The 15923-nt window shown below is 59.2% G+C and carries 16 protein-coding genes; 8 read left to right on the plus strand and 8 right to left on the minus strand.

Annotated elements, in window-relative coordinates; all coding sequences use genetic code 11:
• Position 1: 1 nt before the first annotated feature.
• The 4 genes from flgH to PSH65_RS23635 form a co-directional block, all read right to left on the minus strand.
• Positions 2-697: a flagellar basal body L-ring protein FlgH gene (gene flgH, locus PSH65_RS23620; RefSeq protein ID WP_030130509.1), complete on the minus strand. Its 696-nt coding sequence runs from the start codon at positions 695-697 to the stop codon at positions 2-4.
• 52 nt (positions 698-749) lie between these two features.
• Positions 750-1535, minus strand: a complete 786-nt coding sequence (gene flgG / locus PSH65_RS23625) for a flagellar basal-body rod protein FlgG (RefSeq protein WP_007902511.1) — start codon at positions 1533-1535, stop codon at positions 750-752.
• Positions 1536-1580: 45 nt separating this feature from the next.
• Positions 1581-2321 (minus strand): flagellar basal body rod protein FlgF, encoded by a 741-nt coding sequence (locus PSH65_RS23630; RefSeq protein WP_063342887.1) that lies wholly within the window; start codon positions 2319-2321, stop codon positions 1581-1583.
• Positions 2322-2657: 336 nt separating this feature from the next.
• Positions 2658-4217, minus strand: a complete 1560-nt coding sequence (locus tag PSH65_RS23635) for a sigma-54-dependent phenylalanine hydroxylase transcriptional regulator PhhR (RefSeq protein WP_008074886.1) — start codon at positions 4215-4217, stop codon at positions 2658-2660.
• Between the two features lie 280 nt (positions 4218-4497).
• Between PSH65_RS23635 and phhA the strand changes: the two genes are divergently transcribed.
• The 6 genes from phhA (at position 4498) to PSH65_RS23665 (ending at position 8959) form a co-directional block, all read left to right on the plus strand.
• The gene (gene phhA, locus PSH65_RS23640) at positions 4498-5283 is read left to right on the plus strand and encodes a phenylalanine 4-monooxygenase (protein WP_305422692.1); all 786 of its coding nucleotides are present in this window, start codon (positions 4498-4500) and stop codon (positions 5281-5283) included.
• Between the two features lie 105 nt (positions 5284-5388).
• On the plus strand, positions 5389-5745 hold the full coding sequence (locus PSH65_RS23645; RefSeq protein WP_010457024.1) for a 4a-hydroxytetrahydrobiopterin dehydratase: 357 nt from the start codon (positions 5389-5391) through the stop codon (positions 5743-5745).
• On the plus strand, positions 5745-6938 hold the full coding sequence (locus tag PSH65_RS23650; RefSeq protein ID WP_370694665.1) for an amino acid aminotransferase: 1194 nt from the start codon (positions 5745-5747) through the stop codon (positions 6936-6938). The genes PSH65_RS23645 and PSH65_RS23650 overlap by 1 nt, the downstream gene beginning before the upstream one ends.
• Before the next feature lie 313 nt (positions 6939-7251).
• Positions 7252-7383, plus strand: a complete 132-nt coding sequence (locus tag PSH65_RS23655; RefSeq protein ID WP_305422693.1) for a hypothetical protein — start codon at positions 7252-7254, stop codon at positions 7381-7383.
• A gap of 75 nt (positions 7384-7458) precedes the next feature.
• Entirely contained in the window at positions 7459-7641 is a 183-nt protein-coding gene (locus PSH65_RS23660; protein WP_305422694.1) for a hypothetical protein, read from the plus strand.
• Between the two features lie 103 nt (positions 7642-7744).
• Positions 7745-8959 (plus strand): MFS transporter, encoded by a 1215-nt coding sequence (locus tag PSH65_RS23665; protein ID WP_305422696.1) that lies wholly within the window; start codon positions 7745-7747, stop codon positions 8957-8959.
• Here PSH65_RS23665 and arfB read toward each other — a convergent pair.
• Together arfB and PSH65_RS23675 are read right to left on the minus strand one after the other, a co-directional pair.
• Entirely contained in the window at positions 8956-9369 is a 414-nt protein-coding gene (gene arfB / locus PSH65_RS23670) for an alternative ribosome rescue aminoacyl-tRNA hydrolase ArfB (RefSeq protein ID WP_008010994.1), read from the minus strand. The two genes, PSH65_RS23665 and arfB, sit on opposite strands and share 4 nt — an antisense overlap.
• A 221-nt stretch (positions 9370-9590) precedes the next feature.
• Positions 9591-11012 (minus strand): amino acid permease, encoded by a 1422-nt coding sequence (locus PSH65_RS23675; RefSeq protein WP_305422699.1) that lies wholly within the window; start codon positions 11010-11012, stop codon positions 9591-9593.
• A gap of 932 nt (positions 11013-11944) precedes the next feature.
• Here PSH65_RS23675 and PSH65_RS23680 point away from each other — a divergent pair.
• Positions 11945-12082, plus strand: a complete 138-nt coding sequence (locus PSH65_RS23680; RefSeq protein ID WP_007938535.1) for a hypothetical protein — start codon at positions 11945-11947, stop codon at positions 12080-12082.
• 67 nt (positions 12083-12149) lie between these two features.
• Entirely contained in the window at positions 12150-13115 is a 966-nt protein-coding gene (locus tag PSH65_RS23685; RefSeq protein ID WP_305422700.1) for a leucyl aminopeptidase, read from the plus strand.
• A 174-nt stretch (positions 13116-13289) separates the two neighbouring features.
• Here PSH65_RS23685 and rluB read toward each other — a convergent pair whose 3' ends face one another.
• Together rluB and scpB are read right to left on the minus strand one after the other, a co-directional pair.
• Positions 13290-14558 carry a 23S rRNA pseudouridine(2605) synthase RluB gene (gene rluB, locus PSH65_RS23690; RefSeq protein ID WP_253548715.1) on the minus strand — a complete coding sequence of 423 codons (1269 nt, stop codon included), beginning with the start codon at positions 14556-14558 and terminating at the stop codon, positions 13290-13292.
• Positions 14559-14908: 350 nt separating this feature from the next.
• A complete protein-coding gene (gene scpB / locus PSH65_RS23695) occupies positions 14909-15913 on the minus strand; it encodes an SMC-Scp complex subunit ScpB (RefSeq protein ID WP_305422702.1) in 1005 nt (334 codons plus the stop codon).
• Positions 15914-15923: the final 10 nt, after the last annotated feature.

Below are 15923 nucleotides of genomic sequence, written 5' to 3' on the forward strand. Positions count from 1 at the left end.
CCTAGAAAGGGAACAGCGGGCTGAGGAAGAAACGGTCGAACCAGCCTGGCTGACTCGCATCGGCAAACGCACCGGTGCCCGAATAGGTGATGCGTGCATCGGCGACGCGGGTCGACGACACGGTGTTGTCAGTGGCGATGTCATCGGCGCGAACGAGGCCGGCAATCCGTACCAGTTCGTCACCGGTGTTGAGGGTTAGCCACTTCTCCCCGCGTACGGCGATGATGCCGTTGGGCAACACGTCGGCGACGGTCACGGTGATCGAACCGGTCAGGCTGTTGCTCTGGCCGGACTTGCTGTCGCCCTTGGTGGCGCGGTCACCTTCGTAACCGACATCCAGACTCAAGCTACCGCTGCCCACTGGATCGCTGGTGCTCAGGCCGCCCCCGAAAAACGAGCTCAGGCCGATGTCGGTCTTGCTGTTCTTGTCGATCTGCGAGTTGGCGTTCTTGCTCGCCTGTGTGCGCTCGTTCAGGGTGATGGTGATGATGTCACCGACCCGGAACGCCTTGCGGTCGCTGTACAGGTTCTGTTCGAAACCGGCCTGGTAGATCGAGCCGTTATTGGCGGCAGCCGGCAACGGCGTGCGCGGCAACACCGGGGCGTAGTAAGGGTCATTGGGCTTGGGCGGCGGGGCGACGCAGCCCGCGAGCACAACGGCCCCACTCAGTGCCAGAACAGATACAAAGCGATTCATGACCCTACCTCACGGTGTTGCAGGCGACCTCATGGCCGCCTCATAGACTTGATTACAGATTCTGCGTTACGAACGAGAGCATCTGGTCGGCGGTGGAGATCACCTTGGAGTTCATCTCGTAGGCGCGCTGAGTGGTGATCATGTTGACCATCTCTTCAACGGTGCTGACGTTGGACGTTTCCAGGGTGTTCTGCAGCGTGGTGCCGAAACCGGCGAGGCCCGGGGTGCCGACTTGCGGCGCGCCACTGGCAGCGGTTTCCAGGAACAGGTTGTTACCCACCGCTTGCAGACCGGCCGGGTTGATGAAGTCGGCGGTTTGCAGGTTGCCGATCACCTGGGAGGCCGGGTTGCCGGCAACAGTGACAGACACGGTGCCGTCACGGCCGACGGTGAACGTCTGGGCGTCGTTCGGAATGACAATCGCCGGCTCCAGGGCGAAGCCGCTGGCGTTCACGATCTGACCGTTGGAGTCCAGGTGGAAGGTACCGTCACGGGTGTAGGCCGTGGTGCCATCCGGCTGCAGAATCTGGAAGAAACCGCGACCATCGACGGCCAGGTCAAGCGGCTGCTCGGTTGTTTGCAAGCTACCAGCGGTGAAGTTTTTCTGGGTGCCGACAATGCGCACACCGGTACCCACTTGCAGACCCGACGGCAATTCACTGTCCTGGGTCGACTGGGCGCCTGGCTGGCGTTTGATCTGGTACAGCAAGTCCTGGAACTCGGCGCGGTCACGTTTGAAACCCGTGGTCGATACGTTCGCCAGGTTGTTGGAAATGGTGGTGAGGTTGGTGTCCTGGGCGGACAGACCTGTTTTGGCAACCCATAGAGCCGGAAGCATTCGATTCTCCTCGTGCGCCTGTTTTACGGCGCGACGTTCTGATAATTAGCTGATCTGCAAGACCCGAGCCATGGCCTGGTCATCGTCTTTGGCGGTGTTCATCATCTTGATGTGCAGCTCGAACTGCTTGGCCAGCGCCAGCACCGAGGTCATTTCTTCCACAGCATTGACGTTGCTCGACTCAAGGAACCCGGACACCAGTTTGACGTTGGCATCGGCCTGCGCCGGCTTGCCATCCTTGGTGTGGATCGAACCGTCCAGGCCTTTGGTCATGTTCTTGAAGTCCGGGTTGACCAGTTTGATGCGGTCGACTTCGGCCATCACGCGAGGGCCTTCACCCATCGCACGGATGCTGATGGTGCCGTCTTCGCCGACTTCGATTTGCTGCTCGGGCGGCACGGCAATCGGCCCGCCGTTGCCTACCACCGGCATACCGTTGCCAGCACGCAGCACGCCCAGCGCGTCAACGTTCAGGCTGCCGGTGCGCACGTAGCTTTCACCGCCATCGGGGTTCTGCACGGCGATCCAGCCGTTACCCTGCACCGCGACGTCGAGGTCGCGACCGGTTTGCACCAGCGCACCCGGGGAGAAGTCGGTGGCCGGACGTTCGCTCATGGCAAACGCACGCGCCGGAAAGCTGTCACCAAACACCGGCATCGAACGGGCCTGTTCCAGGTCTTTCTGAAAACCGTTGGTAGAGATGTTCGCCAGGTTGTTGGCATGAGCCTTCTGCGCCAGTGCATTCTGGCTGGCGCCGGTCATTGCCACATAAAGGTACTTGTCCACACTCTTTCCTCTGCATGCCGGACGTTTGCCGCCCACCGCTGTACTGCTGAGCCATAAGCAATTTGCAGACCAACTTTTTTCTGGCGGCGCAGGGCCCGGCAAACAAAGGACTTGAGGGATCGGAGGGGATTGGGGGGAATGTGTCGAAGACGAAAAACCGGCGGTGTTATGCCGGTTGGTGGCAAGGCTTGACCGAGGTGTTGGCAGTGCTTGCCTCTTCGCGGGCAAGCCCGCTCCCACAGGATCTTCGGTGAACACAGTATTTGTGAACAACAAAGAAACCTGTGGGAGCGGGCTTGCCCGCGAAGAGGCCAGCACAAACACCGCACATGCCTGTTATGACTCGGTCTTGCCGACCTCATACTCACGCAACTTATTGGCAATGGTCGTATGCGAAACCCCCAACCGCTTGCCCAGTTGCCGACTGCTCGGATGCTCGGAATACAAACGCTCCAGCACCGCTTTTTCAAAGCGCCCGACAATCTCGTCCAAGCCGCCCTCAAGGGAAAAATCGCCAAGCGGCTGACGCACGCCGTAGTCCGGCAGACGAATGTGCTCGGCTTTGACGGTGCCGCCGTCACACAGGGAAACCGCCTGGAACAGTACGTTTTCCAACTGCCGCACGTTACCCGGCCAGTGATAGTGACTGAGCCGTTCCATCGCCGCCGGCGCCAGTTTCGGCAACGGGCAACCGATCTGCCGACTGGCCTGATCGAGGAAGTGCTCCACCAGCGGCGCCAGTCCGTCGAGGCATTCGCGCAGCGGCGGAATGTGCAGCGAGAGCACGTTCAAACGGTGGTACAAATCCTGGCGAAACTCACCGCGAGCGCACAACTCGGACAAGTCCACTTGAGTCGCGCAGATCACCCGCACATCCAGATAAACCTCTTCATCACTGCCGACACGACGGAAGCAACCGTCCTGCAGAAAGCGCAGCAATTTCACTTGCAAGCGCGGGCTCATTTCGCCGACGCCATCGAGAAACAGCGTACCGCCCGCCGTCAGTTCCAACAGCCCGAGCTTGCCTTCGGCCCGTGCCCCTTCGAAGGCGCCGGGGCCGTAACCGAACAATTCGGTCTCGGCCATGGACTCCGGCAAGCCGGCGCAATTGAGCGCCATCAACGGTGATTGCCCACGCGGGCTCGCCAGGTGACAAGCCCGCGCCAACAACTCTTTGCCGGTGCCGGTTTCGCCTTCGATCAACAGCGGCGCATCCAGCGGCGCCATGCGCCGCGCTTCGCGAACCACCGCAGCCATCACTTTCGAGCTCTGGAAAATGCTGTCGAAGCCGCGCAATTCCTGCTTGCGCACGTTATAGATGCGCTCACCCACCCGGTCCGCCCGGTGCAACGTCAACACCGCACCGGCCATGGCCTCGCTTTCGTCATGCTCCGATTGCAGCGGCGCGATGTCGGCGAGAAACACGTCACCCTTGACCTTGACCCGCAAGCCGTTGATCCGCGACTTGTTCGCGCGCACCAGCTCCGGCAAATCGAAATCCTCGGCGTACCGCGACAATGGAATCCCGGGCACCTCGTCCACCCGCACCCCGAGCAACTGCGCCGCCGCACGGTTGGCCGCGACGATGGAGCCGCCCATGTCGATCGACAGCACCGGAAACTCCAGGGCACCGAGCAAGGCATTGAGCTCCATGTGCCGACGCTCGCTGGGCATCAGCCCTACGCGTTTGACGCCGAACACCCCACCAATCGCCTCGAACTTCGGACGCAACGCCTGGAACTGAATATTGATCAGGTTCGGGCAGTGCAGATAGATAGCATTGCCGTGCTCACCGCCCACCTCGCCGCGGGCGACGTTGATCCCGTACTCGACCAACAGGTTGAGAATGTCGCGCAGGATACCGATGCGGTTCTGGCAGTGGACTTTGATACGCATATAAAGGCCCGTAACAGGGGAATCGAGGCCCGACGCAAGGAAATTTCTGCGCGAACGCCAAGTTAGTCGTCAAGATTATGTGACACCCACGATCCATTTCAAACATGGAAATATCAATACTTACGCCACAGCAGCCAAACCGTAACGAATACTTTACGAAACGCATGGCTTTTTCCTACATAAGGCGCGGAACACCTGCTGCAAAGTCGCATACCTTGGCGTATCAATAATTCCAGAGCAGGACATAAAACAAGAACGTATCCCCTAGCAGGAGAGCAGCATGAAGCAGACGCAATACGTGGCTCGTGAGCCCGATGCGCAAGGTTTTATCGACTACCCCGCCGAAGAACACGCGGTGTGGAACACGCTGATCACTCGCCAACTGAAAGTGGTCGAGGGTCGTGCGTGCCAGGAATACCTGGACGGTATCGAAAAACTCGGTCTGCCCCACGACCGCATCCCGCAACTGGGTGAGATCAACAAAGTCCTCGGTGAAACCACCGGCTGGCAAGTTGCCCGAGTACCCGCACTGATTCCCTTCCAGACCTTTTTCGAATTGCTGGCGAGCAAGCAGTTTCCGGTGGCGACCTTTATTCGTACACGCGAAGAGCTGGATTACCTGCAAGAGCCTGACATTTTCCACGAGATCTTTGGCCACTGTCCTCTGCTGACCAACCCCTGGTTCGCCGAATTCACCCACACCTACGGCAAACTCGGCCTGCAAGCTTCCAAGGAAGAGCGCGTGTACCTGGCGCGCCTGTACTGGATGACCATCGAGTTCGGTCTGGTCGACACACCGCAAGGCCTGCGTATCTACGGTGGCGGCATTCTGTCCTCGCCCAAAGAAACCGTTTACTGCCTGTCGGACGAGCCGGAGCATCAGGCGTTCGACCCGCTGGAATGCATGCGCACGCCATACCGCATCGACATTCTGCAACCGCTGTACTTTGTCCTGCCGAACCTCAAGCGCCTGTTCGACCTGGCCCACGAAGACATCATGGGAATGGTCAAGCAAGGTATGCAGCTGGGGTTGCACACGCCGAAATTTCCGCCAAAAGCCGCGTGACCCGCGCCTTTTGGCATCAAGTGAGTCTGTTACGGATCGCCGCTTTGCTTTAGCGTGGTCCCACTGACGACCGTTTTTCAAAACACTCGATTTCAGGAACACATCATGTCCACATTAAACCAAGCCCATTGCGAAGCCTGCCGCGCCGACGCCCCTCAAGTCAGCGACGAAGAATTGCCGATCCTGATCAAGCAAATCCCTGACTGGAACATCGAAGTCCGCGACAGCGTGATGCAGCTGGAAAAAGTTTTCCTGTTCAAGAATTTCAAACACGCGCTAGCGTTCACCAACGCCGTCGGTGAAATCTCCGAGGCCGAAGGTCACCACCCAGGCCTGCTGACCGAATGGGGCAAAGTCACCGTGACCTGGTGGAGCCACTCCATCAAAGGCCTGCACCGCAACGACTTCATCATGGCCGCGCGCACCGACGAAGTGGCGAAGAACGCCGAGGGCCGCAAATAATGCATTTCGACGCCATCGGTCGAGTACCCGGCGACCCGATTCTCGGCCTGATGGAGGCCTATGCGCTGGACCCTAACCCGCGCAAATTCGACCTCGGCGTGGGTGTCTATAAAGACGCCCAGGGCCTGACGCCAATCCCCGAAGCAGTGAAGCTCGCCGAGCAGCACTTGGTGGATCGTCAATCCACCAAGACCTACATCGGGGGCCACGGCAATGTAGCGTTCGGCAAAGTCATCAACGAATTGGTGCTTGGCGCTGATTCAGTGCTGATCGCCGAACAACGGGCCGGCGCCACTCAAACGCCGGGCGGCACCGGTGCGCTGCGTTTGAGCGCCGACTTCATCGCCCAATGCCTGCCGGGCCGTGGCGTGTGGCTGAGCAACCCGACCTGGCCGATCCACGAAACCATTTTCGCGGAGGCCGGGGTCAAGGTCAGTCATTACCCGTACGTGGGCAGCGATAACCGTCTTGATGTGGAGGCGATGCTGGCGGTGCTCAATGAAGCCCCCAAGGGCGATGTGGTGCTGCTGCATGCCTGCTGCCACAACCCGACCGGTTTCGATCTGTCCCATGACGATTGGCGTCGGGTGCTGGACGTGGTGCGCAGTCGCGATTTACTGCCCCTGATCGACTTCGCGTATCAGGGTTTCGGCGACGGCCTGGAGCAAGATGCCTGGTCGACCCGGCTGTTCGCCGCCGAGTTGCCGGAAGTGCTGATCACCAGTTCCTGCTCGAAAAACTTCGGCCTGTACCGCGACCGCACCGGCGCATTGATTGTCTGCGCGAAAACCGCCGACAAGCTGGTGGACATCCGCAGCCAACTGGCCAACATCGCCCGTAACCTGTGGTCGACGCCACCGGATCATGGCGCCGCCGTGGTCGCGACCATCCTCGGCGATCCAGCGCTGAAAAGCCGCTGGGCCGACGAAGTGGAAGCCATGCGTTTGCGTATCGCCCAGTTGCGCAGCGGTCTGGTCGAAGCGCTTGAACCCCACGGCTTGCGCGAGCGATTTGCGCACATTGGTGTGCAACGCGGGATGTTTTCCTACACCGGTTTGTCGCCGGAACAGGTCAAGCAACTGCGCGAGCATCACAGCGTGTACATGGTCAGCTCAGGCCGAGCTAACGTGGCAGGGATTGATGCGACGCGTCTGGACTTGCTGGCCGAAGCTATCGCTGACGTCTGCAAATAATACGATGCAATGGCGAGCTCCTTGTGGCGAGGGAGCTTGCTCCCGCTCGAGCGCGTAGCGGTCGCAAAAACCGCAACCGAGTTCTAACGCAAACAACTCATTGCCTGCATTGGGGCCGCTCCGCAGCCCAGCGGGAGCAAGCTCCCTCGCCACAGTAGGTCTTCGCCCCCTGTAGACCTGTCTAGACAATCCCATCCGTCGCAACAATTGGATATAAAAGTCTATTTGTCATTTCTCCTGCTGTATCCTGCGCAGGCTTTTTTAAAAGCGCGGATCTACCAGATCTATCAACAGACTTAGCGAGGAGCGCGACATGCACGAGATCCCTAATCTCCCCTTCCCAAGCCTGCACGAAACTGAGCAGACAACCACGCAACAAGCCGGTGCCCAACAGCCCGAGACGAAAGAAGCACCTGAACGCCGCCAGGCCGACAGAGAAGACTGATACACCTGCAATGCCAGACCGTGTGGAAAGCGCTAACATGCGCTTTCCACACTGCCTGAACCGCGAGCCCGCACCATGAGCGATGATTTCACTGAAACCCAGGCCAGCGTCCTGATCGGCACCGCCGAGAAGATGATCGAGATCTGGAACCGCCTTTCCCCCGAGAAACAAGCTGCTCTGCTGGCCCGCTTCGGCAGCGAGGAAAACGCCCTGGCCGCCCTGGTCACGACGCAACTGGTTGCTCCCGCAAAATCCTGATTATCCCCATCCGGCAAATAGTTTTACTTTTCCACGCCCCGCGACCGCCCGCGCCGCTATCATAAGCAGCCTATCTATCCTGCTGCCACGTGGACCTTTACCCATGTCAGAAACCCAGCGCCCCATGGCGGTCACGCTGCAAGTCGTTTCCATCGTCCTGTTCACGTTCATCGGCTACCTGAATATCGGCATTCCCCTGGCTGTATTGCCCGGCTACGTCCACAGCGACCTCGGTTTCGGCGCCGTGATCGCCGGGTTGGTGATCAGCGTGCAATACCTGGCCACTCTGCTCAGCCGCCCTTACGCCGGGCGCATCATCGATAACAAGGGCAGCAAACTCGCGGTGATGTACGGCCTCGCCGGCTGTGGTTTGAGCGGTGTGTTCATGCTGATTTCGGCCTGGACCCAAAGCCTGCCGACGTTGAGCCTGATCAGCCTGTTGATCGGCCGACTGGTGCTCGGCAGCGCGGAAAGCCTGGTCGGCTCCGGATCGATCGGCTGGGGCATCGGCCGGGTCGGCGCGGCGAATACCGCCAAAGTCATCTCCTGGAACGGCATCGCCAGTTACGGCGCGCTGGCGGTCGGCGCGCCGCTGGGAGTGCTGCTGGTGAGTCAATTGGGGTTGTGGAGCATGGGCGTGAGCATCGTGTTGCTGGCCGTTCTGGGCCTGGCGCTGGCCTGGCCGAAAACCGCTGCACCGATCGTTGTCGGCGAACGCTTGCCGTTCATGCACGTGCTGGGGCGCGTGCTGCCTCACGGTTGCGGTCTGGCCTTGGGCTCCATCGGCTTTGGCACCATCGCGACCTTCATCACCCTGTATTACGCCACTCAGCAGTGGTCCAACGCGGTGCTGTGCCTGAGCCTGTTCGGCGCCAGTTTTATCGGTGCGCGATTGCTGTTCGGTAACCTGATCAACCGCCTCGGCGGCTTTCGCGTGGCGATTGCCTGCCTGTCGGTGGAAACCCTCGGGCTGTTGCTGCTGTGGCTGGCACCCGATGCCCATTGGGCACTGGCCGGCGCGGCGCTGAGTGGTTTCGGCTTTTCGTTGGTGTTCCCGGCGTTGGGCGTGGAAGCGGTCAACCTGGTGCCCGCCTCCAGCCGTGGCGCGGCAGTCGGGGCGTATTCGCTGTTCATCGATTTGTCGCTAGGGATCACCGGACCGCTGGCGGGTGCGATTGCGGCTGGATTCGGGTTTGCCTCGATCTTCCTGTTTGCCGCATTGGCCGCGCTGAGTGGCCTGGCACTGAGCGTTTACTTGTACCGGCAGGCGCCAAAGCACTTTAATGAAAAGCACCGCGAAGAACGCGACGCCCGTTAGAAATCCACCTTGCCGCGTCCAGCCTTGATGCTGCCGCGCTTGGTCTTGGATTCGAGCCGACGCTTCTTCGAACCGAGGGTCGGTTTGGTCGGGCGGCGTTTCTTTTCCACTTTGGTGGCGCTGAGGATCAACTCGGTCAGGCGTTCCAGCGCATCGGCGCGATTGGCTTCCTGCGTACGGTATTGCTGGGCCTTGATGATCAACACGCCTTCACTGGTGATGCGACTGTCTCGCAGCGCCAGCAGCCGTTCCTTGTAGAACTCGGGCAACGACGAGGCCGGAATGTCGAAGCGCAGGTGCACGGCGCTGGAAACCTTGTTGACGTTCTGCCCACCGGCGCCTTGGGCGCGAATGGCTGTCAACTCGATCTCGGCATCCGGCAGATGCACGTTGTTGGAAATCACCAGCATGGAAAAAAGTCCGTGTTCAGAACAAGAAGGATACCGCGAATAGATAAAAGGAATGCGGCCCCTGTGGGAGCGTGGCTTGCCCGCGATGAACGATAACGCGGTATACCTGATAAACCGCGGCGCCTGAATCGCGGGCAAGCCACGCTCCCACAGGATTTGTATGGACCCCATAAATGACAAACCCGGCACATGGCCGGGTTTGTCGTTTCTGCGCTTTGCACTTACTTGGCAGCGGAACCCGCAGCCTGCAACGCCTGCTGGGCGCTGCGCTTGTTCTTGATGCCGTAGCAGACCCACATGAACGCGACCCACACCGGAATCGCGTACACCGATATCTGGATCCCCGGGATCAGCAGCATCACGCCAAGGATGAATACCACGAACGCCAGGCAAACATAGTTGCCGTACGGGTACCACAGCGCCTTGAACAGTGGCGTCTGTTTGGTCTTGTCCATGTGCTGACGGAACTTGAAGTGCGAGAAGCTGATCATCGCCCAGTTGATCACCAGGGTGGCAACCACCAGCGACATCAACAGTTCCAGCGCGTTTTGCGGAACCAGGTAGTTCAGCAACACCGCGATCAAAGTCACAGCGGCCGACGCCAGGATCGAACGCACCGGCACACCACGCTTGTCGATTTTCGCCAAGGCCTTCGGCGCATCGCCCTGCTCGGCCATACCCAGCAGCATGCGGCTGTTGCAGTAGGTGCCGCTGTTGTACACCGACAGCGCCGCGGTCAGGACCACGAAGTTGAGGATGTGCGCGGCGGTGTTGCTACCGAGCATCGAGAACACTTGCACGAACGGGCTGCCGCTATAAGCGTCGCCGGAAGCATTCAGGGTTGCCAACAGACTGTCCCAAGGCGTCAGCGACAGCAGGACCACCAGCGCACCGATGTAGAAAATCAGGATCCGGTAGATCACCTGGTTGATGGCTTTCGGAATCACGGTTTTCGGCTTGTCGGCTTCAGCGGCGGTGAAACCGAGCATTTCCAGGCCACCGAAGGAGAACATGATGATCGCCATGGCCATCACCAGGCCGCTGACGCCGTTCGGGAAGAAGCCGCCATGGGACCACAGATTGGTCACCGAGGCTTGCGGGCCGCCATGGCCGCTGACCAGCAGATAACTGCCCAAGGCAATCATGCCGACGATCGCCACGACCTTGATGATCGCGAACCAGAACTCGGCCTCGCCGAAGACTTTGACGTTGGCCAGGTTGATCAGGTTGATCAAGACGAAGAAGCCGGCTGCCGAGACCCAGGTCGGGATGTGTGGCGCCCAGTAGTGGATGTATTTGCCGACCGCGGTCAGCTCGGACATGCCCACCAGGATGTACAGAATCCAGCAGTTCCAGCCCGACAGGAAGCCGGCAAAACCGCCCCAGTATTTGTGGGCGAAGTGGCTGAAGGAACCGGCGACGGGCTCTTCGACAATCATTTCGCCCAGTTGGCGCATGATCATGAAAGCGATGAAGCCGCAAATGGCGTAGCCGAGAATCATCGACGGGCCAGCGGATTTGAGCACGCCGGCCGAGCCGAGGAACAACCCGGTACCGATCGCGCCACCGAGGGCGATCAGTTGAATATGGCGATTTTTCAGGCCGCGTTTAAGCGTACCGGAATGCGAGTTTTGTCCACTCATGAAAAGGGTCTCACGCAAGGTTTGATGATGTTCAGTAGACGTTGCTGCAAGGTGCAGATTTCAAGCAGCGCCGATCAAACCCCAGCGCAGGCACCAGGAGTTCAGCGTTTTTACGACAGTCATGCGTCACCTGTTTGTTTTTATCTGTGACGAAATCGAACCCGACACGCTCGTGACGCGGCGGAGTGAACAAGGCGGGTAGCCTTGAAGTTTGCGCTGTTGCGCAGAGGGTCACAGTTAAAACGCGGCGCATTGTACACCTGTAACCCCCTGCTGCCAGACACCGCTGGATCAGCGCGTCGGTTGCCGGGATTGCCTGTGTTCGCCTCGAGGGTCTCGGGCGACTGCAAAAATTGAGTCAGACCTTTGCAGGTCTTCGATAAGGGCAGCGGAAAAATCGCCCTTTGGGGAGAGATGGAAATGAGTCACGGCGTTCATTGCGCCTCCTTCTTGTTATGCACCTGCACGACAGGCATGGGGCGCATCTCACCCTTCCTGCGTTGCTGAAACAAGCGTGCCAGAGCCCTTGAAGGTTACAAACCCGGCGGTTAGCGGAAGGTTTTCCTTACACACCTTTCCCTCGCGGCATTCCACGGGGTTTAAGAGCGCTTTTCGTAAGGTTTTGTTGACAAGGCGTAACGTAAATTTTCCAAATCAGATCCAGAAGCCCACTGACTGTAAATTGACGATAGGAAGCTTCCTAAGGAAATATCCTGCTTAGTTTTCTGTTTTTTATTAAGAAAATTGCCTTTCGAAAAATGGAATAAATAGTTCAAATGAAAATTGTTTAATTATTTTTTTGCATTCTAAAACCCGGTGGACTAGGTTTTCAGCGACTTGCCGAGCCGCATCGACCGGCACGTTGACGCGCTCTTCAACGAATGAAAAGCACGCCGCTGTTCTTACCGAAAAAGTCATCTAGGAGATTCACCATGCAAGCACTGGACAAAGACTTGGACACTGAACTGCAACTGGACGATTGGTTTGAAGCACCGACCCATGAAGCCGCCGTCGAAATGATGCAAGCCGACGCGGTTGTTCCGTTCGGCACGGCGATGTGGCCTCTGTAAGACATCCCGGCAGGCATGATCCGGCCGGTCGTGCCTGCCCCTTTCTCGGTTTGTCAGGGAGGACTACATGGATAAGCAACGCGCCATCTCGCATTTCCTTTACTACCTCGAACATCACCCTGCCGTTGCCGGTATCAACCCGGCGAAGGTCTTGCTCGGCCACACCGCTGATTACGAGGCACTGACCGGCGCCATCGCCGAACAGGCCGGAAACAGCCCAAGGTTCAACTTCAGCGCGATGCGTCTGGACCTCGAGCCCACCGAATTGCTGGCCCAGGCGATTACCGACAGCGATCTGTACATTTTCTTTTACGACTCTTCCACCTTGCCCAACCCGCGTCCCGACGGCCCGGAGTTTGTTCGCGCACTGCAAGCCGTGATGGCGGAAAACTGGAAGAAGTCATTGCTGTTCAAGGATTACGGCGATTACTTCTACGACACCTTCAGTGTCACCCCGCAGCGAATTGCCGGGTTGAACAGCCACTTGATCCAGCGCATGTCCCACGCCACCACCCTGAGCTTCAAAGATGATCATGGGTCGTGGTTCGAAGCACCTTTGAGCAGTATCAAGAAGTGGACCGACATCAACGGTATCGGCAACTTCGACCTGGCGCCCGGCGAGATCGCCACTCATAGCGAGGCCATTAATGGGCGGGTGAAGTTTATGGGGACTTTCCTCAGTACGATTCCATTTGCCCGCAAGTACGGCGTGTTGGCATCACCGTTGGAGTTGTGGATCGAAAACTCGACCATCAGCAAAATCGCCACCGATGTGCCGGGACTGGAACATGACTTCAACAAGTACCTGGACGCCAATCCATCCAATCGGCGAATCGAGGAGTTGGGGATCGGCACCAACGAAGGCGTGAAAGATTTGTATGCGCGCAATGCCGGGTTCGAGGAACGCCATTGCGGCTTGCACCTTGGCCTGGGTGGTGGCGCCAAGGGTAGTCATCATTTGGACCTGATCTTCTCCAGTGGCGTGTTGGCGCTGGATGATGACCCGCTGTTTGATGGGCGGTTTGTGTTTTAACCGAAAAGCTGATCGTTCCCACGCTCTGCGTGGGAATGCATCAATGGACGCTCTGCGTCCGCGGTTGGGACGCAGAGCGTCCCGGGCTGCATTCCCACGCGGAGCGTGGGAACGATTAATCAGACAAAAAAACGCCATCCCGAGGGATGGCGTTTTTCATGCAGCGCTTACCGATTACTCAGGCTTGCGACGACCGAAGCCCGGACGCTGGCCGGAACCGGCTGGCGCGCCACGACGTTTGCCCGATGGCGCATCACGGTCGACCAGCACGATGCCTGGGCGTTTCTTCGGCGCCGGCTTGGCCGGGCGCTTGGTGTCGGCCGGGCGGTCTGCCACGGGCGTACCACGACCGGCAGGCGCGCCGCGATCGCTACGACCACCGGATGGAGCGCCACGACCTTCGCCACGCTCAGTGCGACCGTTGGCCGGACGTGGCGTGCGTGGGCCGCGCTCGCCGTCCTGACGTGGCGCCGGCTTGCGGGCCGGGCGTTCGCCTTCGATCTGTGGCTCGCGGGAATCACGCGGAGCAACAGCTGTCTGGCCACCGGCTGCTGGACGCAACGTACGCACGCGCTCGGTCTTGCCCATCGGACGCGACGATTTACGCTGCATGCGATCGAGCTTGTCTTTGCTCTTGGCGTTCATTTGCGGCATCGCCACCGGCGTCAGGCCGACTTCAGCACTGAGAATGTCGACTTCGTACTGGCTCATTTCACGCCAGCGGCCCATCGGCAGGTCGGAGTTGAGGAACACCGGACCGAAACGCACGCGCTTCAGGCGGCTGACCACCAGGCCCTGGGATTCCCACAGACGACGGACTTCGCGGTTACGACCTTCCATCACCACGCAGTGGTACCAGTGGTTGAAACCTTCACCACCTGGAGCCTGTTTGATGTCGGTGAACTTGGCCGGGCCATCTTCGAGCACCACGCCTGCTTTCAGGCGTTCAATCATCTCGTCGTCGACTTCGCCACGTACACGTACCGCGTATTCACGGTCCATTTCGTAGGAGGGGTGCATCAGGCGGTTGGCCAACTCACCGTCGGTGGTGAACATCAGCAAACCGGTGGTGTTGATGTCCAGACGACCGATGTTGATCCAGCGACCTTCTTTCGGGCGCGGCATCTTGTCGAACACGGTCGGACGACCTTCAGGGTCGTTACGGGTGCAGATTTCACCGTCGGGTTTGTTGTACATGATCACGCGGCGTACCGACTCGGCGGCTTCTTCGCGCTTGATCACCCGGCCATCGATGGTGATGGCGTCATGCAGGTCGACGCGCTGGCCGAGGGTGGCGTCTTTGCCATTGACCTTGATGCGGCCGTGGCTGATCCAGGCTTCTACGTCACGGCGCGAGCCGACGCCGATACGGGCGAGGACTTTCTGCAGCTTTTCGCCTGCGGGGCCGATTTCCTGGTCGTCTTTCTGGTCGTTGATACTCATCTGGGCACCTCCCGGTGTGGTCTGTTCAGGCTTTTGCCTGAAGCGATGTAAATCTGGGTACTTTTTTGAAGCGCTTGGGCGAAGCGATCGCCGAAGGGTCGCGAATCATACGCTCATGGAGACGTTCGCGCATCAGAGACTAGCGGATCAATGACGACTTACTTGATTTTCCGCCGACCGGTGGTGCCGAACTCGATCAACCGCAGTTGATACTCCAGTCAATACAACACCCTGTGGGAGCGGGCTTGCCCGCGATAACGGTGGGTCAGCCAGCAATGATGTTGACTGACACTCCCTCTTCGCGGGCAAGCCCGCTCCCACAGGGATTCCCGTTGCCCGCAGGATTTGGGTCAATCTTCGAACTGGCGACGCTCGGCCTCGATTGCTTCTGCCAGAGCCTTGGCTTCGGCTTCTTCGTCGGTCAACTCGGGCTCGGGTTTCGATTGTTCAAGAGCGGCAACGGCGGCCAGGAGTTTTTCACGAGCTTCGGCGACGCCAAGAATGTCATCTTCCTGTTCCTGTTCTGGTTCTGGTTCTGGTTCTGGTTCGACTTCAGCTTCAGCTTCAGCCTCGACCTGAGGTTCAACTTCGGCTTCAAGCCCGGGTTGAGCCAATTCCCCTTCGCTCTCGGTCACCGCACCATCGCGCAACAAATCGTCGAAGTCTGTCTTGAGCCCTTCTTCCATGGTGTCCAGTTCCAGCAACAGTGTGTGGAAACTGGTTTCTTCCTTGGGCTCCTCCGGTTCAGCGCTGGAATCGGCCAGTTCTTGCAACCCGGCCGGCACCGGCGCGTCGTCGAAATCGAGGACAGGATCAGGTTCCAGCTCACGCAGCTCGGCGAGCGGCGGCAGGTCGTCGAGGTTTTTCAGGTTGAAGTGATCGAGAAACGCCTTGGTGGTGGCGAACATCGCGGGTTTGCCGGGTACGTCGCGGTAACCGACGATGCGGATCCACTCACGTTCCAGCAGGGTTTTCACAATGTGGCTGTTGACTGCCACGCCGCGCACGTCTTCGATCTCGCCCCGGGTGATCGGCTGACGATAGGCAATCAAGGCCATGGTTTCGAGCATGGCGCGGGAATAGCGTTGCGGCCGCTCTTCCCACAAACGTCCTACCCACGGCGCGAACTTTTCGCGGATCTGCAGGCGATACCCGGAGGCGACTTCCTTCAACTCGAAAGCACGACCGTCGCAGGATTTGGCCAGAATTGTCAGCGCTTTCTTGAAAACAGGGGGCTCGGGCCGCTCGCCTTCTTCGAAGAGTTCGAACAGGCGTTCAAGCGATTGCGGTTTTCCCGAGGCCAACAGAAAGGCTTCAAGCAGTGGCGCCAGCTCGCGGGGTTCAGTCAGGTTCATGATTCAACTC

It is taken from the genome of Pseudomonas sp. FP603 (assembly GCF_030687415.1).
GTDB classification, from domain to species: Bacteria; Pseudomonadota; Gammaproteobacteria; order Pseudomonadales; family Pseudomonadaceae; genus Aquipseudomonas; species Aquipseudomonas wuhanensis.